Consider the following 21,611-nt stretch of genomic DNA (forward strand, 5'->3'; position numbering starts at 1 on the left):
GAAAGCATGAACAAACTGGAAGTCCAGGATCTGCACAAACGCTACGGCAGCCATGAAGTGCTCAAGGGTGTTTCCCTGACCGCCAAAGCGGGCGATGTGATCAGCATCATCGGCTCCAGTGGTTCGGGCAAAAGTACCTTCCTGCGTTGCATCAATCTTCTTGAACAGCCCCATGCGGGCAAGATTCTGCTCAATAACGAAGAGCTTCAGCTGGTCGCCAACAAAGACGGCAGCATGCGCGCTGCGGACCCGAAACAGCTGCAACGCATGCGTTCGCGCCTGTCCATGGTGTTCCAGCATTTCAACTTGTGGGCGCACATGACCGCGCTGGAAAACATCATTGAAGCGCCAGTGCATGTTCTGGGCGTGTCGAAAAAAGAAGCGCTGGAAAAAGCCGAGCATTACTTGGCCAAAGTAGGCGTTGCTCATCGTAAAGACGCCTATCCGGGGCATATGTCCGGTGGTGAACAGCAGCGCGTGGCCATTGCCCGTGCCTTGGCGATGGAGCCGGAGGTCATGCTGTTCGATGAGCCAACTTCCGCGCTGGACCCTGAACTGGTGGGCGATGTGCTCAAAGTCATGCAGGCCCTTGCTCAGGAGGGTCGGACCATGGTCGTGGTGACGCACGAAATGGGCTTTGCCCGTGAAGTGTCCAATCAGTTGATCTTTCTCCACAAAGGCGTGGTCGAAGAGCGCGGTGATCCCCGTGAAGTGCTGGTCAACCCGCAGTCCGAACGTTTGCAGCAGTTCCTGTCAGGTAGCTTGAAGTAACGAAAAGCTACGTTTTGACAATGCCTTTCGAGGCGTAACAGTTCATGCTGCGCGGCAAGCAGCATGAGCTGATTGTTAGAGATTCAGTCTGGGCGTTGCGATGCCCGCCCCATAAGCTGTGTACACAGTTTTAATTACCGCGATACGTTTCGGATTGCACGCCATGACCGCTCAACGAATTGGTTTTCTTATCTGGCCCAGCACCAAAGCCCTGACTCTGGCGCTGGCTGAGGAAGCCTTGCGTGTCGCCCAGCGCGTCCACCCGGAAGTGCTTTACGAACTGTCGTTTCTACAAGCCGAAGCGCCTGCCGAGGGCGCTTGGCAGTTGCCCGGCGAACCTTGGGCGGGGCGGCTGGAAGGTTGTCAGAAGCTGTTTTTGCTGGCTGATGAACCGCCTGCGGCAGTCAACTCCACGCTGGCCTCGGCGCTCAAGCAGTTGGTGCGTTCCGGTTGCGTGATTGGCGGGTTGTCAGCGGGGGTTTATCCACTCGCTCAGTTGGGACTGCTGGATGGTTACCGGGCTGCCGTGCACTGGCGCTGGCAGGATGATTTCACCGAGCGTTTCCCCAAGGTGATTGCCACCAGCCATCTGTTTGACTGGGATCGTGATCGCTTGACGGCATGCGGCGGTATGTCGGTGCTGGATCTCTTGCTGGCCGTGCTGGCTCGTGATCATGGTGCTGAACTGGCGGGGGCCGTGTCTGAAGAACTGGTGGTTGAGCGCATTCGTGAAGGCGGCGAGCGTCAGCGTATTCCGTTGCAGAATCGTCTCGGCTCCAGCCATCCCAAGCTGACCCAGGCGGTGCTGTTGATGGAGGCCAATATCGAAGAACCACTGACCACTGACGAAATCGCCCAGCACGTCTGTGTTTCGCGGCGTCAACTGGAGCGGATTTTCAAGCAATACCTCAATCGCGTGCCAAGCCAGTATTACCTGGAGCTGCGCCTCAACAAGGCGCGGCAGATGCTGATGCAGACCAGCAAATCGATTATTCAGATCGGCTTGTCCTGTGGCTTCTCCTCCGGGCCACACTTCTCCAGCGCCTATCGCAACTTCTTCGGCGCCACCCCCCGTGAAGACCGCAACCAGCGCCGCAGTAGCAGCCCGTTTGAATTATCGTCGGTGCCTGCAGAGCGGGGGTAAGTCCTGCTGGTTTTGGCGATTGAGCTGATCATTTGCCGCTGACACCGCGCTGTCGCGTGGCAAACAGTGGACCTGTAGGAGCGCACGAGCACCGCGAGGCCGCGATAGCGTCCTTTTAGTCACCCATATGAATTCTCACAAAACGCTATCGCGAGCAAGCTCACTCCTACAGGGGTGAATGTATCTAGCCAAATCAAATCATCTGCATCTGCAACAATCCGCCCGCAACGTTTAAACTGCGCCTTTGCGATGCTTAATGTCGCATTGCCGAAAGTCACCGAAAAACCCGGTTTTGTGCTGTAACAAGTTGTCGCCTGGCGGCAAGGCCGGAGTGAAACCAGTCCTTACAATCTTCCCATCGCTCGCCAGTTTCAGGCAGGCGTTCCTCTTCAGGAGACTCCGATGTCCGTTGAGCAAGCTGCGGTGCAACGCGCCGATTTCGACCAGGTAATGGTCCCCAATTACGCTCCAGCCGGGTTCATCCCTGTGCGCGGTGCGGGTTCCCGAGTCTGGGACCAGGCGGGCCGTGAGCTGGTGGATCTCTCCGGCGGGATTGCCGTCAACGTACTGGGCCACTGCCATCCGGCGCTGGTGGGTGCCTTGACTGAGCAGGCCAACAATCTCTGGCATGTTTCCAACGTGTTCACCAACGAGCCGGCCCTGCGTCTGGCGAAGAAGCTGGTGGATGCCACGTTCGCCGAGCGTGTGTTCTTCTGTAACTCCGGTGCTGAAGCCAACGAAGCCGCTTTCAAGCTGGCGCGTCGTGTTTCCCATGATCTGTATGGTCCGGACAAGTACGAAATCATTGCTGCGCTGAACAGCTTCCACGGTCGCACGCTGTTCACCGTGACCGTAGGTGGTCAGTCTAAGTACTCCGACGGCTTCGGGCCGAAGATCACCGGCATCACCCATGTGCCGTTCAACGATCTGGCAGCGCTCAAGGCCGCGATCTCCGACAAGACCTGCGCCGTGGTGCTGGAACCTATTCAGGGTGAAGGCGGCGTACTGCCTGCCGAACTCGAATACCTGCAAGGTGCCCGCGCATTGTGCGACGAGCACAAAGCGCTGCTGATTTTCGATGAAGTGCAAAGTGGCATGGGCCGCAGCGGTCGTCTGTTTGCCTACATGAATTACGGCGTCACGCCGGACATCCTCTCCAGCGCCAAGAGCATTGGTGGCGGTTTCCCGATGGCGGCCATGCTGACCACCGAAAAGCTCGCCAGGCACTTCGCTGTCGGCGTTCACGGCACGACCTATGGCGGCAACGCTTTGGCGTGTGCGGTGGGCAACGCTGTGATGGACGTCGTTCACACCCAGGAAGTCCGCGACGGCGTCACGGCCAAACACGCGAAGTTCAGAGCGCGTCTCGAGCAGATCGGCGAGAAGTATGGTGTTTTCACTCAGGTGCGTGGCATGGGCCTGTTGATCGGATGCGTACTGACCGACGCCTGGAAGGGCAAGGCCAAGGACTTCTTCAATGCCGCCGAGCATGAAGGCGTGATGATTCTGCAAGCCGGTCCTGACGTGGTGCGTTTCGCTCCAAGTCTGGTGATCGAAGAGGCTGATATCGACGAAGGTCTGGATCGCTTCGAGCGCGCTGTGGCCAAGCTGACTCAGGCTTGATGTCGCGCTGATTCAACGCAACATCTTCCGACGTTTGCCTGCACGGTAAGCGTCGGACATTTTCCTGTGCCATGTGGCGTTGATCCATGTGGCGCTTTTTTTCTGTGCCGGGTTTGACCGGTCTGTGTTCTGGTAAGGAGTGGCACCATGCTCGTGATGCGCCCCGCGCAAATGGCTGATCTGGCCGAGGTTCAACGCCTCGCTGCCGACAGCCCGATTGGTGTCACGTCCCTGCCTGACGATGCGGGTCGTCTGGGCGACAAGATCGCCGCTTCGGAAGCCTCATTCGCGGCCGAAGTGAGCTTCAACGGCGAAGAGACCTACTTCTTCGTGCTGGAAGACAGTGAAAGCGGGCGTTTGGTGGGCTGTTCGGGGATTGTCGCTTCGGCGGGTTATTCCGAACCCTTCTATAGCTTCCGCAACGAAACCTTCGTTCACGCCTCTCGTGAGCTGAAAATTCACAACAAGATTCACGTCCTGTCCCAGTGCCACGATTTGACCGGCAATAGTTTGCTGACCAGTTTTTATGTGGTGCCTGAACTGGTGGGCAGCGCGTGGTCGGAGCTTAATTCCCGTGGCCGCCTGCTGTTCGTGGCCAGCCATCCGGAGCGTTTCGCGGATTCGGTGGTGACCGAGATCGTCGGTTACAGCGATGAAAATGGCGACTCGCCGTTCTGGGACGCCATCGGCCGCAATTTCTTCGATTTGAACTACGCCGCCGCCGAGCGCCTGTGCGGGCTGAAAAGCCGGACGTTCCTCGCCGAGCTGATGCCGCATTATCCGATCTACGTGCCGCTGCTGCCGGACGCTGCCCAGGAAGCCATGGGGCAGGTACATCCGCGGGCGCAGATCACCTTCGACATCCTGATGCGCGAAGGTTTCGAAACGGATCACTACATCGACATCTTCGACGGTGGCCCGACTCTGCATGCGCGTGTTTCCGGGATTCGCTCTATCGCTCAGAGCCGCCTGGTGCCCGTCAAAATCGACTCTCAACGATCCACTGACACCGGCTCCGGCGGCCGCTTGTATCTGGTTGCCAATGGTCTGCTGCAGGATTATCGGGCGATATTGCTGGAACTGGACTGGGCGCCAGGCAAGCCGGTGGCCCTGAGTCTGGCGGCAGCTGAAGCGCTGGGTGTCGGTGAAGATGCGAGCGTGCGGGTCGTGGCGGTCTGATACGCCATTTGAATGTGGATTGCTGGTTTAGCGAGTTTCGCCGTTTCCCGAGGGAAGCGGCATTGAGGAGATAGCATGATCGTTCGTCCCGTAAGCAGCAGTGACCTGCCCGCGCTGATCGAGTTGGCGCGCAGCACAGGCGCTGGCCTGACGACCTTGCCCGCCAATGAAGAACGCTTGGCGCACCGGGTCGGCTGGGCGGAAAAGACCTTTCGCGGCGAAGCCGGGCGCGGTGATGCGGATTACCTTTTTGTGCTTGAAGACGATGATGGCCGCGTAGTGGGTATTTCCGCCATTGCGGGGGCGGTTGGCCTGCGCGAGCCTTGGTACAACTATCGAGTGGGGCTGACGGTCAGCGCCTCTCAAGAGTTGAACATCTATCGCGAAATCCCGACCCTGTTCCTCGCCAATGACCTGACCGGTAATTCCGAGCTGTGCTCGTTGTTCCTGCACAGCGATCACCGTAACGGGTTGAACGGGCGTCTGCTGGCCAAGGCGCGGATGTTGTTCATTGCTGAATTTCCGCAGTTGTTCGGCAACAAGATCATTGCCGAGATGCGTGGCATGTCCGATGAGAATGGTCGTTCGCCGTTCTGGGAAAGTCTGGGTCGACATTTCTTTAAAATGGAATTCAGTCAGGCGGACTACCTGACGGGTGTCGGCAACAAAGCGTTCATTGCTGAACTGATGCCCAAGTTTCCGCTGTACAGCTGCTTCCTTTCTGAAGACGCTCGTAACGTGATTGGTCGCGTGCACGCCGATACCGAGCCAGCGCTGACCATGCTCAAGGCCGAGGGCTTCAGCTATCAGGGTTACGTGGACATCTTCGATGCAGGTCCGGCGGTTGAATGTGAAACCGCGAAGATCCGCGCTGTGCGTGACAGCGCCCCGTTGGTGCTGGCTATCGGCACTCCGGGCGACGATGCGACGCAGTTCCTGATTCACAACCGCAAGCGCGAAGATTGCCGTATTACCGTGGGCGCGGCGCGTTTTGCTGCCGGCACATTGGTGGTCGCTCCGGCGACGGCCAAGCGTCTGCGCCTGAGTGCGGGCGACAATGTCCGGGCGGTTCCGCTGTCGCCTGCACGGGAGACTGTCTGATGAGCACTCTGTATATCGCAGGTAACTGGCAGGCCGGGCAGGGCGATGCATTCGAGTCGCTCAATCCAGTGACTCAGCAGGTTGTGTGGTCCGGGCAAGGCGCAACGACTGCTCAAGTAGAGGCTGCCGTGGGCGCTGCGCGACAGGCTTTTCCTGCCTGGGCCAGCCGGACCCTGGAGGAGCGTATCGCTGTGCTGGAAGCTTTCGCCGCGAAACTGAAAAACCAGGCCGATGCCTTGGCGCAATGCATTGGTGAAGAAACGGGCAAGCCACTCTGGGAGTCGGCGACTGAAGTGACCAGCATGGTCAACAAAATCGCTATTTCCGTGCAGAGCTACCGGGAGCGTACCGGCGAGAAAAGTGGTCCGCTGGGCGACGCAAATGCGGTGCTGCGCCACAAGCCACATGGCGTGGTGGCAGTGTTCGGGCCGTACAACTTTCCCGGGCATCTGCCCAATGGCCATATCGTCCCGGCTTTGCTGGCGGGCAACGCCGTTGTATTCAAGCCTAGCGAGCTGACCCCGAAAGTCGCTGAGCTAACGGTCAAGTGCTGGATCGAGGCCGGTTTGCCTGCCGGGGTGTTGAACCTGCTACAGGGCGGTCGTGAAACCGGTATTGCCCTGGCCGCCAATTCAGGCATCGACGGGCTGTTTTTCACCGGTTCGAGCCGTACCGGCAATGCTCTGCATCAGCAGTTTGCCGGTCGTCCCGACAAGATTCTTGCGCTGGAAATGGGTGGCAATAACCCGCTGGTCGTCGACGAAGTTACCGATGTAGAAGCGGCGGTGTACACGGTCATCCAGTCCGCTTTCATTTCTGCCGGACAGCGTTGTACGTGTGCCCGGCGTTTACTGGTGCCGCAAGGGCCGTGGGGGGACGCCTTTCTTGAGCGTCTGGTTGAGGTCACGCGCAACATCGAAGTGGGCGCTTACGATCAGCAGCCAGCGCCGTTCATGGGTTCAGTCATTTCACTGCACGCCGCCAGTGCCTTGCTGGCAGCGCAGGAACAACTGCTCGCCAATGGCGCTACGGCTTTGCTGGAGATGACTCAGCCTCGCGCGACGGCGGCGTTGCTGACACCGGCCATCATTGATGTTTCCGAGGTCAGTGATCCCATTGATGAGGAGCTGTTCGGTCCTCTGTTGCAAGTGCTTCGCTACGCGAACTTCGATGACGCCATCGCGCTGGCCAACGACACCCAATACGGTCTGGCTGCCGGTCTGCTCTCGGACTCTGAATCGCGTTACAAACAGTTCTGGCTGGAGAGCCGGGCGGGGATCGTCAACTGGAACAAACAGTTGACCGGCGCCGCGAGCAGTGCACCGTTTGGGGGTGTTGGTGCATCCGGCAATCATCGGGCGAGCGCCTATTACGCGGCGGATTATTGCGCGTATCCGGTGGCATCACTGGAGAGCAGCAGCCTGACTTTGCCCGCGACCCTGACGCCCGGTGTGCGGTTGTCGTGACTGTCGTGCAGTAAGCACTGGACCTGTAGGAGCTGCCGAAGGCTGCGATGGCGGTGTGTCAGGAGGAATGCATCGCAGCCTTCGGCAGCTCCTACAAAAAATCCACGTCAGTTCAGTAAGTTATATGTTGTTTGATAAAGCTGCCCAAGGCTGCGAAGCGATGATTGAACCTTACGCTTATAAGAAAAGATCCACGGAGCCGAGCCGATGAAATCATACGAAGTCAATTTTGACGGCCTGGTCGGGCCGACGCACAACTACGGCGGGCTGTCCTACGGTAACGTCGCCTCGCAAAGCAACTGCCAGCAGTCCTCCAACCCGCGCGAAGCTGCATTGCAGGGGCTGGCAAAGATGAAAGCGCTGATGGACATGGGCTTCACTCAGGGCGTGCTTGCTCCTCAAGAGCGTCCGGATGTTGCCGGTCTGCGCCGTCTTGGTTTTAGCGGCACCGATGCGCACGTGATCGAGCAGGCTGCCAAACAGGCCAAACCTCTGCTGGCAGCCAGTTGTTCCGCGTCGAGCATGTGGGTCGCCAACGCTGCAACCGTCAGCCCGAGCGCCGACACCGCCGATGGCCGCGTGCATTTCACCGCCGCCAACCTGGCCTGTAAATATCACCGCAGTATCGAGCACCCGACCACCAGCCGCGTGCTGGCCGCGATGTTTGCCAATTCACAGCATTTTGCTCATCACACTGCGTTGCCTTCTGTTGCCCAGTTTGGTGATGAAGGTGCCGCCAACCACACACGTTTGTGCCGTGACTATGGCGAGGCCGGCGTAGAGTTTTTCGTGTTTGGCCGTAGTGCCTTTGATTCGCGCTTTCCTGAACCGCAGAAGTATCCAGCGCGCCAAACCCTCGAAGCCTCCCAAGCCGTCGCCCGTTTGCATGGCTTGAGCGACAGCGCAGTGGTTTACGGTCAACAGAACCCCGCGGTGATTGATCAAGGCGTGTTTCACAACGATGTGATCGCTGTGGGTAACGGCGAAGTGTTGTTTTATCACGAGGACGCCTTCCTCCAATCCGAGCGCATGCTGGCGGAACTGCAAGACAAGCTTGCCCGTTGTGGCGGGCAGCTCAAGGCGATTTGCGTGCCACGCGCTGAAGTCTCGGTGGAGGATGCAGTGCGTTCTTACCTGTTCAACAGCCAGCTGCTGTCCCGCCCCGACGGCACCATGTTGCTGATCGTGCCCGAAGAGTGTCGCGGCAACGAACGGGTCTGGCGTTACCTGCAAGGGCTGATCGCGGGCGCTGGCCCAGTCAGGGAGGTCAAAGTTTTCGACCTCAAACAAAGCATGCAGAATGGCGGCGGTCCGGCCTGTCTGCGTCTGCGTGTCGCGCTCAATGAAACCGAGCTGGCGGCCGTCAACCCCGGGGTTATCATGACCGCGCCGCTGTATGACACGCTGACGCAGTGGGTCGACAGGCATTATCGTGATCGCATGAGCGAAGATGATCTGGCTGATCCGCAGTTACTGATTGAATGCCGCGCAGCATTGGATGAATTGACGCAAATCCTTAAACTGGGCGCGGTTTATCCTTTTCAGCTGGCCTGAAATTCTGGCGGGTGGTGCCTGGCACGACCCGCCGTCCTTCCTCTCCATAGAGAACACCGATTATGAGCGACACCCTGCAGTTGATCCTTGAAGACACCGATGGCACCCAGCTGGAAACTTCCTGCACCCGCGTTGCGGTCGTCTGGCAGGGCAAGGAAATCTGGATTCAGCACGATGGCCGCGGCCAATTGCTGATTGGCGTCGATGTTGAAGAAGGTGATGCCGAGTACGCCAACCTGTTGTTGCGTCCTCTGGCGACCAACCTGGTCAGCCTGCAACTGGAAATGGAGCCTGCTGACGTCGGTGAAGACGAAGAGCATGTGCACGGCCCTGACTGCAATCACTAAGACCCACTTTCACCCATTACGGGAACAGCGCCTATGCTCGCCCTCGGTAAACTGCTTGACCTGACTTTGGCTGGACGTGAACCGGCAGAAAAGACTCAAGTGACAGTCGCCGGAGTGCGACTGCGATGGCTGAGCGAGGGCGCTTTGGAAGTGCGTCCTGCCCAGGATCGGGATAACGGCACGGACTTGCTGTTATCCGCCGGTATCCATGGCAATGAGACGGCACCCATCGAGCTGCTGGACGAATTGATCCGCAGTATTGCCCGCAGCGAATTACAGCCGCGGGCACGTATTCTTTTCCTGTTTGGCAACCCCGATGCGATGCGCCGGGGCGAGCGCTATGTCGAACAGGACGTCAACCGGCTGTTCAATGGCCGTCACGAGCACAGCGAGGGTGCGGAGGCGTTACGCGCCTGCGAACTGGAGCGGCTGGCGGCGACGTTTTTCAGCATTCCGGACCGCTACCGTTTGCACTACGACCTGCATACGGCAATTCGCGGTTCGAAGATCGAACAGTTCGCGCTCTACCCGTGGAAAGAGGGGCGTCAGCACTCTCGTCGTGAACTGGCACGGCTGAAGGCGGCCGGTATGACGGCGGTATTGCTGCAGAACAAACCCTCTATCGTGTTTAGCGCCTATACCTACGACAAGCTGGGGGCCGAGGCTTTCACGCTGGAGTTGGGCAAGGCGCGGCCGTTCGGACAGAATCAGGAAGTCGATCTGACTCGTCTGCGTGTGCGTCTGGAGCAAATGATCGAAGGCACAGAGCCAGCAGTGGAAGAAAGCCTTGAAGGGTTACAGCTGTTCAGCGTCGCCCGGGAAATCATCAAGCACAGCGATAGCTTCAGGCTGCATCTGCCTCTGGATGTTGAGAATTTTTCAACGCTGGAAAAAGGCTACGTCCTGGCTGACGACCTGACTCATTCGCGCTGGGTGGTGGAAGAAGAGGGCGCGCGGATCATCTTCCCGAACCCCAAGGTCAAGAATGGCCTGCGGGCGGGGATATTGATTGTGCCGGCTACAGAGGACGGGCTGGTTTGAGCCTGACGCGATCATTGCGGCGCTCCCACAGAATCTATGCAATCCCGTAGGACTGGATTTAGCCGGAGGACGTCGAAACGTTCGCTAAATTTTTTCGGCGGAAACACCGCTCTCCCGGCTAAAGCCGGTCCTGCGCAAGAGCGCAATCTCATGTGGGAGCCGGGCTTGCCCGCGATGAACGATAACGCGTTGAACCTGCTGAATAGTGGTGGCCCTATCGCGGGCAAGCCTCGCTCCCACAGGATCTATGCAATCCCGTAGGACCGGCTTTAGCCGAGAGGACGTCGGAACGTTCACTAAATTTTTTCGGCAGAAACACCGCTCTCCCGACTAAAGCCGGTCCTGCGAGATGGCGCTGATATTGGAATTGCAGAACACCTGTGGGAGCGAATTTTTATTCGCGAATAGGGCAGTACATTCGACAGATATCTGTCGGTTGCAATGCCGCTTTCGCGAATGAATTACCCCACAGGGTTTGTCGCCGATCGCAGTTAGCCGACTTTCTTCTGCCCTTCAATACGACGAATCGCACGCACTTTGGCGACGGTATCAGCGCAGGTTTTTGCTGCTTCCTGGCCTTTGTGCAGGAAGTGTTCGAAGAAGAACTTCAGGTGTTCTTCGCCTGCATGGAAGTGGTGAGGGGTCAGTACCACCGAGAACACCGGCACTTCAGTTTCCAGCTGCACTTGCATCAGCGCGCTGACTACCGATTGGGCGACGAACTCGTGGCGGTAGATTCCGCCATCGACAACCAGGGCTGCGCCGACGACGCCTGCGTAACGGCCGCTGTTGGCCAGCAGTTTGGCATGCAGAGGGATTTCAAAAGCACCGCCGACTTCGAAGAAATCGATGTCTGCTTCGGTGTAGCCATGGTTAGCCATTTCAGCGATGAAGCCGATTTTGCTCTGATCGACAATATCCTTGTGCCAGCAGGCCTGGATAAAAGCGATGCGCTCGTTTGCGTGGCTTTTGCTTTTGCTGTCGATTGCGGTGGGTTGCATCTGTTCTGTCTCCTGTCTATAAAAAAACAGGGCGCTTTGGATCGAATGGGAAGGTCAGGCTAAGCCCGGCAGTCAGGTGAACGAAATCCGTTCGTGACGATGCGCGATGCATTGCGGTGGTGCCAATCCCGTTCTCTCTTCATCCGGACTATGACCGTCGGCCCTGGAATCTCACCAGGTCTGCTGACCCTGCGTTTGCAGGCGCTCGCGGGCTAAACGCATTGCGCGTCATTACCGCCGGTGGGGAATTGCACCCCGCCCTGAGAACGTTGCCGCTGAAATATTTCCGCGGCGGGCATTTTTTATCACAGTTTTGCGGAATGTGCTTGGACGTATTCCTACAGTCGTCCTGACTTTTTCTTATAAGTAGGTCTTGGAATTCCACGTCAGCACCTTGATTATTTCTCCTTGAAACCTCACAACTGAGGTTCGTCTTCTTCAGGGAGCTTTATCGTGACGGTTATCGACTTGCGCAGCGACACAGTGACTCAGCCCACTCCCGGAATGCGTGCCGCCATGGCGCAGGCACCGCTGGGTGACGATGTCTACGGTGAAGATCCGACGGTCAATCGTCTTGAAGGCTGGTTGGCGGAACGCCTCGGGTTCGCCGCTGCCCTTTTCGTTCCGACAGGCACGATGAGCAACCTGCTGGGCTTGATGGCCCATTGTGAGCGTGGCGACGAGTACATCGTCGGTCAGCAGGCTCATACCTATAAATATGAAGGTGGCGGCGCGGCCGTCCTTGGTTCCATTCAACCGCAGCCTCTGGAAAATCAGGCTGATGGTTCGCTGGACCTGGATCAAGTGCTTGCAACCATCAAACCAGACGACTTTCATTTTGCCCGCACCCGTTTGCTCGCACTGGAAAACACCATGCAGGGCAAAGTGCTGCCGTTGAGCTATCTAGTCGCAGCCCGCAAATTCACGCAAGAACATGGCCTTTCGCTGCATCTGGACGGTGCCCGGTTGTATAACGCCGCCGTGAAGCTGGGTGTTGACGCACGCGAGATCACTCAGCACTTTGATTCAGTGTCGGTGTGCCTGTCCAAAGGGCTAGGTGCGCCGATTGGCTCAGTGCTGTGCGGCTCTCAGGCATTTATCGACAAAGCCCGTCGTTTGCGCAAAATGGTCGGCGGCGGTATGCGTCAGGCCGGGATGCTGGCGGCGGCCGGCCTGTATGCGCTTGAGCATCAGGTTGAGCGACTGGCTGATGATCATGCCAACGCAGCGTTTTTAGGTGCTGCACTGGCAGAGCTGGGTTATTCGGTTGAGCCGGTGCAGACCAATATGGTTTATGTGCAGATCGGTGATCGCGCTCAGGCGCTCAAGGCGTTCTGTGCCGAGCGTGGTATTACGCTCAGCGCTGCGCCGCGCTTGCGGATGATCACTCACTTGGATATTTCCCGTCAGCAGCTGGAGAGCGTAATCACAGCATTTGCTGACTTTTCCCGCACTTGAGGCGCCGATAGTCCAGTAGCTTTGTTCTATCGTACAAACAGACTGTACCGTTGACGCAACGCCTATATAATGCGGCCCTTTGCCGTCGCTACGTCACATGACGTTTTGCACTTGCCTCTGGCCGCAGTCTCCGTGGAAGAACCTATGAAAAGCGCAGAAATCCGTGAAGCCTTCCTTGGCTTCTTCGAAGAGCAAGGCCACACCCGTGTCGCCTCCAGCTCCTTGATTCCGGGCAATGACCCGACCCTGCTGTTTACCAACGCAGGTATGAACCAGTTCAAGGACTGCTTCCTGGGCCAGGAAAAGCGAGCCTATACCCGTGCAGTGACCAGCCAGAAGTGTGTGCGTGCCGGTGGCAAACACAACGACCTGGAAAACGTCGGCTACACCGCGCGTCACCACACATTCTTCGAAATGCTGGGCAACTTCAGCTTCGGTGATTACTTCAAGCGTGATGCGATTACCTACGCCTGGACCTTTCTGACCTCGGAAAAATGGCTGAACCTGCCCAAGGACAAACTCTGGGTAACGGTCTACGCCAGCGATGACGAGGCTTACGATATCTGGACCAAAGACATCGGCGTACCCGCTGAGCGCATGGTCCGTATCGGTGACAATAAAGGCGCGCCGTATGCGTCCGACAACTTCTGGACCATGGGTGATACAGGCCCGTGCGGTCCTTGCACCGAGATCTTCTTCGATCACGGCCCTGAAATCTGGGGCGGCCCACCGGGCTCGCCGGAAGAAGACGGCGACCGTTACATCGAAATCTGGAACAACGTTTTCATGCAGTTCAACCGTACCGCTGACGGTGTGCTGCACCCGCTGCCTGCGCCGTCGGTCGATACCGGCATGGGCCTGGAGCGCGTCAGTGCCGTTCTGCAGCACGTGAATTCCAACTACGAAATTGACCTGTTCCAGAGCCTGCTGGCGGCTTCGGCCCAAGCGATCGGTTGCAGCAACGACGGTCAGGCCTCGTTGAAAGTCGTGGCTGACCACATTCGTTCCTGTGGCTTTCTTGTTGCTGATGGCGTGCTGCCGTCCAATGAAGGTCGCGGTTATGTGCTGCGTCGGATCATTCGCCGCGCCTGCCGTCACGGTAACAAGCTGGGTGCCAAGGGCAGCTTCTTCTACCAGATCGTCGCGGCGCTGGTGGCCGAGATGGGCACTGCGTTCCCTGAGCTGGTTCAACAGCAGGCGCACATCGAGCGCGTGCTTAAAGCTGAGGAAGAGCAGTTCGCCAAGACGCTGGAGCAGGGCCTGAAAATCCTCGAGCAGGATCTGGCTGAACTCAAAGGCAGCGTGGTGCCGGGTGACGTGGTGTTCAAACTCTACGACACCTATGGTTTCCCGATGGATCTGACCGGTGACATCGCCCGCGAGCGCAACCTGACCCTTGATGAGGAAGGTTTCGAGCGCGAGATGGATGCACAGCGTGTTCGCGCCCGTTCTGCCAGTTCGTTCGGTATGGACTACAACAGCCTCGTCAAGGTTGATGTGGCGACCGAGTTCACCGGCTACAAGGCAACCCGTGGCGAAGCGAAGATCGTCGCTCTCTATAAAGAAGGCCAGAAAGTCGAGCAGTTGAACGAAGGCGAAGAGGGCGTTGTAGTTCTCGATACCACGCCGTTCTACGCCGAATCCGGCGGTCAGATTGGTGACGGCGGCTACCTCAGTGCTGGTGAGGTGCGTTTTGATGTCCGTGATACCACCAAAACCGGTGGCGCGTTCCTGCATCACGGCGTTGTGGCCTCCGGCTCATTGACGGTCGGCACTTCTGTAAACACCGAGGTGGACGCTGAGGTGCGTAACGCTACGGCGTTGAACCACTCCGCGACTCACTTGCTGCACGCCGCTTTGCGTCAGGTACTGGGCGAGCACGTCCAGCAGAAAGGTTCTTTGGTCGACAGTCAGCGCCTGCGTTTTGACTTCAGCCATTTTGAGTCGATCAAGCCTGAGCAACTTAAAGCGCTGGAAGACATCGTCAACGCCGAAATTCGCAAGAACACCGCAGTCGAGACGGTCGAAACCGACATCGAAACCGCGAAGGCGCGTGGCGCAATGGCGCTGTTCGGCGAGAAATACGGCGACAGCGTGCGCGTGCTGAGCATGGGTGGCGATTTCTCCGTTGAGCTGTGCGGTGGTATTCATGCCAATCGCACCGGCGACATTGCGGTATTCAAGATTGTCAGCGAAGGCGGCGTCGCCGCTGGCGTACGACGCATCGAGGCGGTCACCGGTGCAGCGGCGCTGGGTTACCTCAATGCTGCAGAAGATCAGCTCAAGGAAGCCGCGACCCTGGTCAAAGGCAACCGCGAGAACCTGTTGGACAAGCTGACGGCCGTCATAGAGCGTAACCGTCTGCTGGAAAAACAACTGGAGCAATTGCAGGCCAAGGCGGCCAGCGCAGCGGGCGACGATCTGTCTTCCTCGGCACTGGATGTCAAAGGCGTGAAAGTGCTGGCCGTGCGCCTGGACGGTCAGGATGGCAAAGCGCTGTTGGCGCTTGTCGATCAGTTGAAGAACAAACTCGGCCGCGCAGTGATCCTGCTCGGCAGTGTGCATGAAGACAAGGTCGTACTGGTTGCAGGCGTAACCAAGGACCTGACTGGCCAACTCAAAGCCGGTGATTTGATGAAACAGGCCGCTGCGGCCGTAGGTGGTAAAGGCGGCGGTCGTCCTGACATGGCGCAAGGTGGTGGTGTGGATGCAGGTGCGCTGGATGCAGCGCTGGCATTGACCGTGCCTTTCGTCGAGCAGGGTATTTAAGTCGACCTTCCGTAGCTGCCGCGCACAAGTGCGGCAGCCCGGCGCTTGGATTTAACGTTTAATGGGCGCCCTCAAGGGGGCAGAGGCGGCTTTGAGATGGCTTTGATCGTACAGAAATTTGGAGGCACCTCGGTGGGCTCTGTTGAGCGTATCGAGCAGGTTGCCGACAAGGTCAAGAAATTCCGTGAGCAGGGCGATGACCTCGTGGTTGTGCTTTCTGCCATGAGTGGCGAAACCAATCGCCTGATCGACCTTGCCAGGCAGATCAGCGATCAACCGGTTCCTCGCGAGCTGGATGTGATCGTTTCGACGGGTGAGCAGGTGACGATTGCCCTGCTGGCGATGGCGCTGATGAAGCGTGGTGTGCCTGCAGTGTCGTACACCGGTAATCAGGTCCGCATCCTGACGGACAGCGCGCATAACAAGGCGCGTATTCTGCAGATTGACGACCAGAAGATTCGTGCTGACCTGAAGGCTGGCCGTGTCGTTGTGGTCGCCGGTTTCCAGGGTGTGGACGAGAACGGCAATATCACGACCCTGGGTCGTGGTGGTTCGGATACCACCGGCGTGGCGCTGGCTGCGGCGTTGAAAGCCGATGAGTGCCAGATCTACACCGATGTCGATGGTGTTTACACCACAGATCCACGCGTGGTCTCCCAGGCTCAGCGTCTGGACAAGATTACCTTCGAAGAGATGCTGGAAATGGCCAGCCTCGGTTCCAAGGTATTGCAGATTCGCGCGGTGGAGTTTGCCGGCAAGTACAACGTCCCGCTGCGCGTTTTGCACAGCTTCAAGGAGGGTCCAGGGACCCTCATTACCATTGATGAAGAGGAATCCATGGAACAGCCGATCATTTCCGGCATCGCCTTCAACCGCGATGAGGCCAAGCTGACCATCCGTGGCGTGCCAGACACCCCGGGTGTGGCGTTCAAAATTCTCGGGCCGATCAGCGCCGCGAACATCGAAGTCGACATGATCGTGCAGAACGTTGCGCACGATAACACCACCGACTTCACCTTCACGGTCCACCGCAATGACTACCAGGCTGCCTCGCAGGTACTGGAAAACACCGCGCGTGAAATCAATGCCCGTGAAGTGATTGGCGACACCAAGATCGCCAAAGTATCGATCGTCGGTGTGGGCATGCGTTCTCATGCCGGTGTTGCCAGCCGTATGTTCGAATCGCTGGCCAAGGAAAGCATCAATATCCAGATGATCTCGACATCGGAAATCAAGGTTTCGGTGGTGATCGAAGAGAAGTATCTGGAGCTGGCGGTGCGTGCACTGCACACGGCGTTTGAGCTGGATGCGCCTCGACAGGGCGAGTGATGTATCGGCAGGGGCGCGGTCTGACTGCGTCCTTTGCGTTCTTGCCGGGCGAAAACTGTTCTTTTACTTTCCCCGGTCGATACTCTGATTACAGCCGCGCTACTCGCGGGTGTCGCGTTCGATTTGCAGACTGTTGTCCCTGAATGTATTGCGTGAGGAGAAAGGTATGCTGATTCTGACTCGTCGGTGCGCAGAAAGCCTGATCATTGGTGATGGCGAAATCACTGTGACCGTGCTGGGCGTCAAAGGTAATCAAGTGCGTATCGGTGTCAACGCGCCCAAGGAAGTCGCTGTTCACCGTGAAGAGATTTACCTGCGCATCAAGAAAGAGAAGGACGAAGAACCAAGCCATTAATTTTTATTGAATTTTTGGTTTGCAAACGGGGAAAAGGGTGGTTATTATACGCCCCGTGTTGCGGAGAGCTGGCCGAGTGGCCGAAGGCGCTCCCCTGCTAAGGGAGTACACCTCACAAGGGTGTCGGGGGTTCGAATCCCCCGTTCTCCGCCATTATTTGCGTAGTACGTTGTATCTGGCTTTAATCGGTAAGTTGTTGAATTTACTAGAAAAAAGTTCTTGACCAAAAGATTCGACGGCCTATAATGCGCGGCAACAAATGCACTCGTAGCTCAGCTGGATAGAGTACTCGGCTACGAACCGAGCGGTCACAGGTTCGAATCCTGTCGAGTGCACCATTTAAAGGTTGTTTGCAGTAATGCGGATAACTTGCTTCAACCAGCAGTGATCTGGTTTATCAAGCGCTAATGCACTCGTAGCTCAGCTGGATAGAGTACTCGGCTACGAACCGAGCGGTCACAGGTTCGAATCCTGTCGAGTGCACCAAACACCAAAAAGCCCGTATCGTCTGATACGGGCTTTTTGCTTTCTAGCGTTTACCTTTTACGCAGTCATGCTCGTCGAATGTGACCTGGCTACTGCGGCCTTTCTTCTCGTGATACACGTATCGCGTCTCTCCATTTCTGCTCACGACCTTGTCGGGGCTGCCCAGCAAGTTCTCTACATCCTTGCGTGTCATGCCGGGTGGCGTTTGCTGGTTGATGATTGCGCGTCGACGCTGTTCGGCGCTCAGGCGATTGCCGCATCCGTCGTCACGCTGACCAACAATCACCAGTTCTTTTGGTGGTGCTGGCTTGCGAGCAGATCTATCCGCCTGCTCCGCGCCGGGAAGTAGGGGTGTTGAGCTACCGGGCGGTGCGTTGTAAGCCTCCTGCCGTCGCATATTCTGTCCGCTCGGGCAACCGAGGGTGGTGAAGGTAATATTGCCGGTGGCGTCTTCGCAGCGCAGAACGCTGGACGCTTGAAGCAGGGTGGATGAACAGAGCAGGGCGAACCCCAAAAGACAGGCGGGCTTGTGGCGCATTTTGGCGTCTTCCATGACCAGTGTCGTAAAAGCCTAGCCAAGGTCATTTCATTGAGTGGGGTGTTTTGTTGGCGGGATGTGTCGTCCAACGTCTATTGCCGCACAGATCATTAACTCTGTGTTGCAAGCGCTTGTTCTGACCAGAATTTTGTAGCGTGCAATAGGGGCAAGCGGTGTATGATTGCGCCCGTCAGCCCCGCCGGGGCTTGTGGAAAACCTCCATGGACTTACCCAGTAGTTACTCAACCGATTTTTTAAGCAATCATGCATTAATTGATTGATCTCCCGGCGTGCTCCGCTGCTGGGAGTGGAGTTCGCCTATGTCCGAAATTGAAGTAAAGAAAACGCAGGATAGTTTGCAGGATCGTCTGGCTCAGGTTATCGAGCTCCTGCAGCGCCAGCGTGTCGTTGAAGATCTGACCCACCGTCAGGAAGGTCAGAATCAAGACCGTGTAGAAAATCTTGTTCACCGGCAGAACCTCGTCGAATTGCAGCGCAAGCTCGACGATCTTCACTCCGCCGACGTCGCCTATATCCTGGAAGCCTTGCCGCTTGAAGATCGTCTGACGGTCTGGCAGTTGGTCAAGGCTGAGCGCGACGGCGATATTCTTCTGGAAGTGTCCGACTCCGTTCGGGAAACGCTGATCGCCGACATGGACGATCACGAGCTTCTGGCTGCCGCCAAGGAAATGGACGCCGACGAACTGGCGGATATTGCTCCCGAGCTGCCTCGCGATGTTGTCCATGAGCTGATGGAGGCTCTGGACACTCAGCAGCGTGAGCGTGTCCGTTCTGCTCTGTCGTACGACGAAGAGCAAGTCGGCGCGTTGATGGACTTCGAGATGGTCACTATCCGTGAGGATGTGAGTCTTGAAGTTGTTCTGCGCTACCTGCGTCGCCTGAAAGAGTTGCCAGGGCACACCGACAAGTTGTTCGTGGTCGATTACGACGGCGTACTCAAAGGCGTGCTGCCGATCAAACGTCTGCTGGTCAATGACCCCGAGAAGCAGGTATCGGAGGTCATGGCAAATGATCCGGTGAGTTTTCACCCGGATGGCGATGCCTATGAGGCCGCTCAGGCGTTCGAACGTTATGACCTTATTTCCTCGCCGGTGGTGGATAAGAACGGCAAGCTGATCGGCCGTTTGACCATCGACGAAATGGTTGACCTCATTCGTGAAGAGAGCGAAACCGAAGTCCTCAACATGGCGGGTTTGCGTGAAGAGGAAGATATTTTTGCTTCCGTCTGGCGCTCACTGCATAACCGTTGGGCGTGGCTGGCGATCAACCTGATCACTGCATTCCTGGCTTCTCGTGTGATTGGCCTGTTCGAAGGTTCTATCGAGAAGCTGGTAGCGCTGGCAGCCTTGATGCCGATTGTGGCCGGGATTGGCGGTAACTCGGGCAATCAGACCATTACGATGATTGTGCGCGCCATGGCGCTCGACCAGGTCAATACCGGTAATACCAAGCGGCTGCTGCGCAAAGAGCTGGCAGTGGGGCTTATCAACGGTCTGGTCTGGGGTGGGGTGATTGGTGTGGTTGCCTATCTGCTTTATGGCAGCTGGTCGCTGGGCGTCGTGATGACGGCGGCCATGACACTCAACTTGCTGCTGGCGGCACTGATGGGGGTCACGATCCCGATGGCGCTTTCCAGGTTCGGACGAGACCCGGCGATGGGAGCAAGTGTCATGATTACAGCTGTCACCGACAGCGGTGGCTTCTTTATCTTCCTCGGGCTCGCCACTATCTTCCTGCTTTAGTTGTTTAGCCTGCATAAAAAAAACCGCCCTGACAGGCGGTTTTTTGTGCGCAGCGTTTTTGCCTTGCGGCGCGGTACTGCGCAAATAAAAACAACTAAAAGACCACGCATAAAAAAGCCAGCAATTAAGCTGGCTTGAAAACTTCGGTGTGGCGATCAGTCTTCGTTGTCTGCAGCCAGCTCGGTGTCGTGTGCAATCAGTGACACCAATGCGTTCTGTTGACGGTGCGACAGCTGACGAAAGCGCTGCAGCAACTCGCGTTCATGCAGTGACAGCTCAGGGCTATCAAGGCGCAGGCTAGGTTCGTCGCCCAGAGCACCTTCCTGAATCAAGCTTTGTTCGAGGCGAGCAATGATTTCTGAGTTCATGCTGCGATGGTGGTTTTTAGCTACCTCTTGCACACGATTACGCATGCCGTCTGGTAGACGTACAACGAACTTGTCAGCCGTGCGGCTGGAATAAGTAGCCTGTTTCATAGGGCTCATATATTTAACCGGTTAGTTCAGGGGAGCGGTTCTTGCAAGTCGCCGCATGGATGTAAATCTGAGACAGCCCATTTAGCGAAATGTTCAACCGTATTCTCAACGAGGCCAGCATCATGCCCCAATCTGCCAGATCCTTGGCGTCAATTCTGTGACAAATATTGACTCAGATAAAGGCGATTAGCCAGCACCGATTATCAGAATTGCGAACGAATTTGCAAAGCGCTTATCCATCCACTCATCAGCAAGGTTCGATTTCGTGCCGATTTACCGGGGCTCAGACTGCCGTGATGGCTATTTGTCAGCTTAGAAGGATATGCATGGAATACGAGCGCTGGCCGACGGACGTGACGATAGTCCACTGGAGCTTTGGTCGATTCGCAGAATTACGGCTCGGGTGAGCCGTCAGAAAGGAGTGATTCTTAGCGCAGAACAGGATCAAACTTGATGCGGCGCCCGAGAACCAGTGCTACCACAAACAATACGCCGAAAACTCCGGCTGCGATTTTTGCAGCGCTGCTCAAGCCTTCAGCTGTGGCGGGCAGCTGGTAATCGAACACTACAGCCAACAGGGCCAGGGTGATGAACGATAAAGCTGACTTGGACATGGCGATTCTCTTTTCCGTGGTTTCGTTGGGGCAATCAGAGGCTCAGAACGTCTTTTAAAAAACCCAGCGAGGCTCTGCTCTCACGCTGGCTGAGTTCGAAGCAGGTGCCTCGGAGTCATTAGCGAGTGTGACCGCTTGAGGGTGATTACTGCGATCGGTCATGATCGCCAACTGAGGGGCCTGACGCAGCAGGTGGTGCGGCTGAGCCTGTAGAGCTGTCTGCTCCGCTTTACCGTCGTCTTGAAAATGAAAAGCCACCAGTGTAACTAGCGCTGCAACGTTCAACACTGAAAGGGCGATGTTCATTTTCAATTACCTCCAACGGAACTTTCTTAAGGAAGGGGCTCTACCGTATGAGGTATTGCAGTCTGCATGCCAACTCGCAAGATGTATAAAGTCCTTATAAATCAATTACTTAAAATTGATTGATTGCCCGTGCTGCATGCGTTTTGCAATGGTGGCGATGTGGTGCATTGCAAAATGCATGGTCGTGTAGATTCCCGGCATAATAAACGGATTTGGACCACAGCCGTGTAAGCCAAAGACGACATGACAAAGTGCTCCTGTGTCGTTAACATGCACGCCGTCCTCGCCGG

The 21,611-nt window shown here is 57.0% G+C and carries 19 protein-coding genes, 3 tRNA genes and 1 riboswitch; of the genes, 17 read left to right on the top strand and 5 right to left on the bottom strand.

The window, feature by feature from the left end; translation table 11 throughout:
* Nucleotides 1-6: 6 nt before the first annotated feature.
* From ABRP31_RS07530 to astE, 9 genes are all read left to right on the top strand, one after another.
* Nucleotides 7-771, top strand: coding sequence for an ATP-binding cassette domain-containing protein (locus ABRP31_RS07530; RefSeq protein ID WP_349971861.1), 765 nt, complete (start codon nucleotides 7-9; stop codon nucleotides 769-771).
* Between the two features lie 163 nt (nucleotides 772-934).
* Nucleotides 935-1,915, top strand: a complete 981-nt coding sequence (gene argR, locus ABRP31_RS07535; protein ID WP_087273887.1) for a transcriptional regulator ArgR — start codon at nucleotides 935-937, stop codon at nucleotides 1,913-1,915.
* A gap of 402 nt (nucleotides 1,916-2,317) precedes the next feature.
* Nucleotides 2,318-3,538: an aspartate aminotransferase family protein gene (locus tag ABRP31_RS07540; protein ID WP_349971811.1), complete on the top strand. Its 1,221-nt coding sequence runs from the start codon at nucleotides 2,318-2,320 to the stop codon at nucleotides 3,536-3,538.
* Between the two features lie 147 nt (nucleotides 3,539-3,685).
* Entirely contained in the window at nucleotides 3,686-4,717 is a 1,032-nt protein-coding gene (gene aruF, locus ABRP31_RS07545; RefSeq protein ID WP_349971812.1) for an arginine/ornithine succinyltransferase subunit alpha, read from the top strand.
* A 75-nt stretch (nucleotides 4,718-4,792) separates the two neighbouring features.
* Nucleotides 4,793-5,818 carry an arginine N-succinyltransferase gene (gene astA, locus ABRP31_RS07550; protein WP_087273892.1) on the top strand — a complete coding sequence of 342 codons (1,026 nt, stop codon included), beginning with the start codon at nucleotides 4,793-4,795 and terminating at the stop codon, nucleotides 5,816-5,818.
* On the top strand, nucleotides 5,815-7,284 hold the full coding sequence (gene astD, locus ABRP31_RS07555; protein WP_349971862.1) for a succinylglutamate-semialdehyde dehydrogenase: 1,470 nt from the start codon (nucleotides 5,815-5,817) through the stop codon (nucleotides 7,282-7,284). Before astA ends, astD begins: the two co-directional genes overlap by 4 nt.
* Before the next feature lie 207 nt (nucleotides 7,285-7,491).
* Nucleotides 7,492-8,838, top strand: a complete 1,347-nt coding sequence (gene astB, locus ABRP31_RS07560; RefSeq protein WP_087273896.1) for an N-succinylarginine dihydrolase — start codon at nucleotides 7,492-7,494, stop codon at nucleotides 8,836-8,838.
* Nucleotides 8,839-8,900: 62 nt separating this feature from the next.
* A complete protein-coding gene (locus ABRP31_RS07565) occupies nucleotides 8,901-9,185 on the top strand; it encodes a hypothetical protein (protein WP_027900080.1) in 285 nt (94 codons plus the stop codon).
* A 33-nt stretch (nucleotides 9,186-9,218) separates the two neighbouring features.
* On the top strand, nucleotides 9,219-10,226 hold the full coding sequence (gene astE, locus ABRP31_RS07570; RefSeq protein ID WP_349971814.1) for a succinylglutamate desuccinylase: 1,008 nt from the start codon (nucleotides 9,219-9,221) through the stop codon (nucleotides 10,224-10,226).
* Nucleotides 10,227-10,717: 491 nt separating this feature from the next.
* On the opposite strand, the gene ABRP31_RS07575 is transcribed toward astE, so the two are convergent.
* Nucleotides 10,718-11,227: a 6,7-dimethyl-8-ribityllumazine synthase gene (locus tag ABRP31_RS07575; protein WP_087273057.1), complete on the bottom strand. Its 510-nt coding sequence runs from the start codon at nucleotides 11,225-11,227 to the stop codon at nucleotides 10,718-10,720.
* Nucleotides 11,228-11,353: 126 nt separating this feature from the next.
* Nucleotides 11,354-11,499: riboswitch (FMN riboswitch) on the bottom strand.
* Nucleotides 11,500-11,680: 181 nt separating this feature from the next.
* Here ABRP31_RS07575 and ltaE point away from each other — a divergent pair.
* From ltaE to ABRP31_RS07610, 7 genes are all read left to right on the top strand, one after another.
* Nucleotides 11,681-12,685, top strand: a complete 1,005-nt coding sequence (ltaE, locus tag ABRP31_RS07580; protein WP_349971815.1) for a low-specificity L-threonine aldolase — start codon at nucleotides 11,681-11,683, stop codon at nucleotides 12,683-12,685.
* Between the two features lie 144 nt (nucleotides 12,686-12,829).
* On the top strand, nucleotides 12,830-15,454 hold the full coding sequence (gene alaS / locus ABRP31_RS07585) for an alanine--tRNA ligase (protein WP_349971816.1): 2,625 nt from the start codon (nucleotides 12,830-12,832) through the stop codon (nucleotides 15,452-15,454).
* Nucleotides 15,455-15,550: 96 nt separating this feature from the next.
* Complete coding sequence (locus ABRP31_RS07590) at nucleotides 15,551-16,783, top strand: aspartate kinase (protein WP_087273066.1); 1,233 nt, start codon at nucleotides 15,551-15,553, stop codon at nucleotides 16,781-16,783.
* Nucleotides 16,784-16,949: 166 nt separating this feature from the next.
* Nucleotides 16,950-17,138 (top strand): carbon storage regulator CsrA, encoded by a 189-nt coding sequence (gene csrA, locus ABRP31_RS07595; protein WP_002554426.1) that lies wholly within the window; start codon nucleotides 16,950-16,952, stop codon nucleotides 17,136-17,138.
* A 62-nt stretch (nucleotides 17,139-17,200) separates the two neighbouring features.
* Nucleotides 17,201-17,291, top strand: a tRNA-Ser gene (locus ABRP31_RS07600).
* 108 nt (nucleotides 17,292-17,399) lie between these two features.
* Nucleotides 17,400-17,476, top strand: a tRNA-Arg gene (locus tag ABRP31_RS07605).
* A 71-nt stretch (nucleotides 17,477-17,547) separates the two neighbouring features.
* Nucleotides 17,548-17,624: transfer RNA gene (locus tag ABRP31_RS07610), tRNA-Arg, on the top strand.
* Nucleotides 17,625-17,667: 43 nt separating this feature from the next.
* Here ABRP31_RS07610 and bamE read toward each other — a convergent pair.
* Nucleotides 17,668-18,162 (bottom strand): outer membrane protein assembly factor BamE, encoded by a 495-nt coding sequence (gene bamE, locus ABRP31_RS07615; protein ID WP_372489427.1) that lies wholly within the window; start codon nucleotides 18,160-18,162, stop codon nucleotides 17,668-17,670.
* A 320-nt stretch (nucleotides 18,163-18,482) separates the two neighbouring features.
* Between bamE and mgtE the strand changes: the two genes are divergently transcribed.
* Entirely contained in the window at nucleotides 18,483-19,925 is a 1,443-nt protein-coding gene (gene mgtE / locus ABRP31_RS07620; RefSeq protein WP_349971818.1) for a magnesium transporter, read from the top strand.
* A 155-nt stretch (nucleotides 19,926-20,080) separates the two neighbouring features.
* On the opposite strand, the gene ABRP31_RS07625 is transcribed toward mgtE, so the two are convergent.
* From ABRP31_RS07625 to ABRP31_RS07635, 3 genes are all read right to left on the bottom strand, one after another.
* Complete coding sequence (locus tag ABRP31_RS07625) at nucleotides 20,081-20,410, bottom strand: Arc family DNA-binding protein (protein ID WP_027900088.1); 330 nt, start codon at nucleotides 20,408-20,410, stop codon at nucleotides 20,081-20,083.
* A gap of 419 nt (nucleotides 20,411-20,829) precedes the next feature.
* A complete protein-coding gene (locus ABRP31_RS07630) occupies nucleotides 20,830-21,015 on the bottom strand; it encodes a PA3371 family protein (RefSeq protein ID WP_349971819.1) in 186 nt (61 codons plus the stop codon).
* Between the two features lie 54 nt (nucleotides 21,016-21,069).
* Nucleotides 21,070-21,321, bottom strand: a complete 252-nt coding sequence (locus tag ABRP31_RS07635; RefSeq protein WP_349971820.1) for a hypothetical protein — start codon at nucleotides 21,319-21,321, stop codon at nucleotides 21,070-21,072.
* Nucleotides 21,322-21,611: the final 290 nt, after the last annotated feature.

It is taken from the genome of Pseudomonas caspiana, assembly GCF_040224095.2.
Lineage (GTDB): Bacteria > Pseudomonadota > Gammaproteobacteria > Pseudomonadales > Pseudomonadaceae > Aquipseudomonas > Aquipseudomonas caspiana.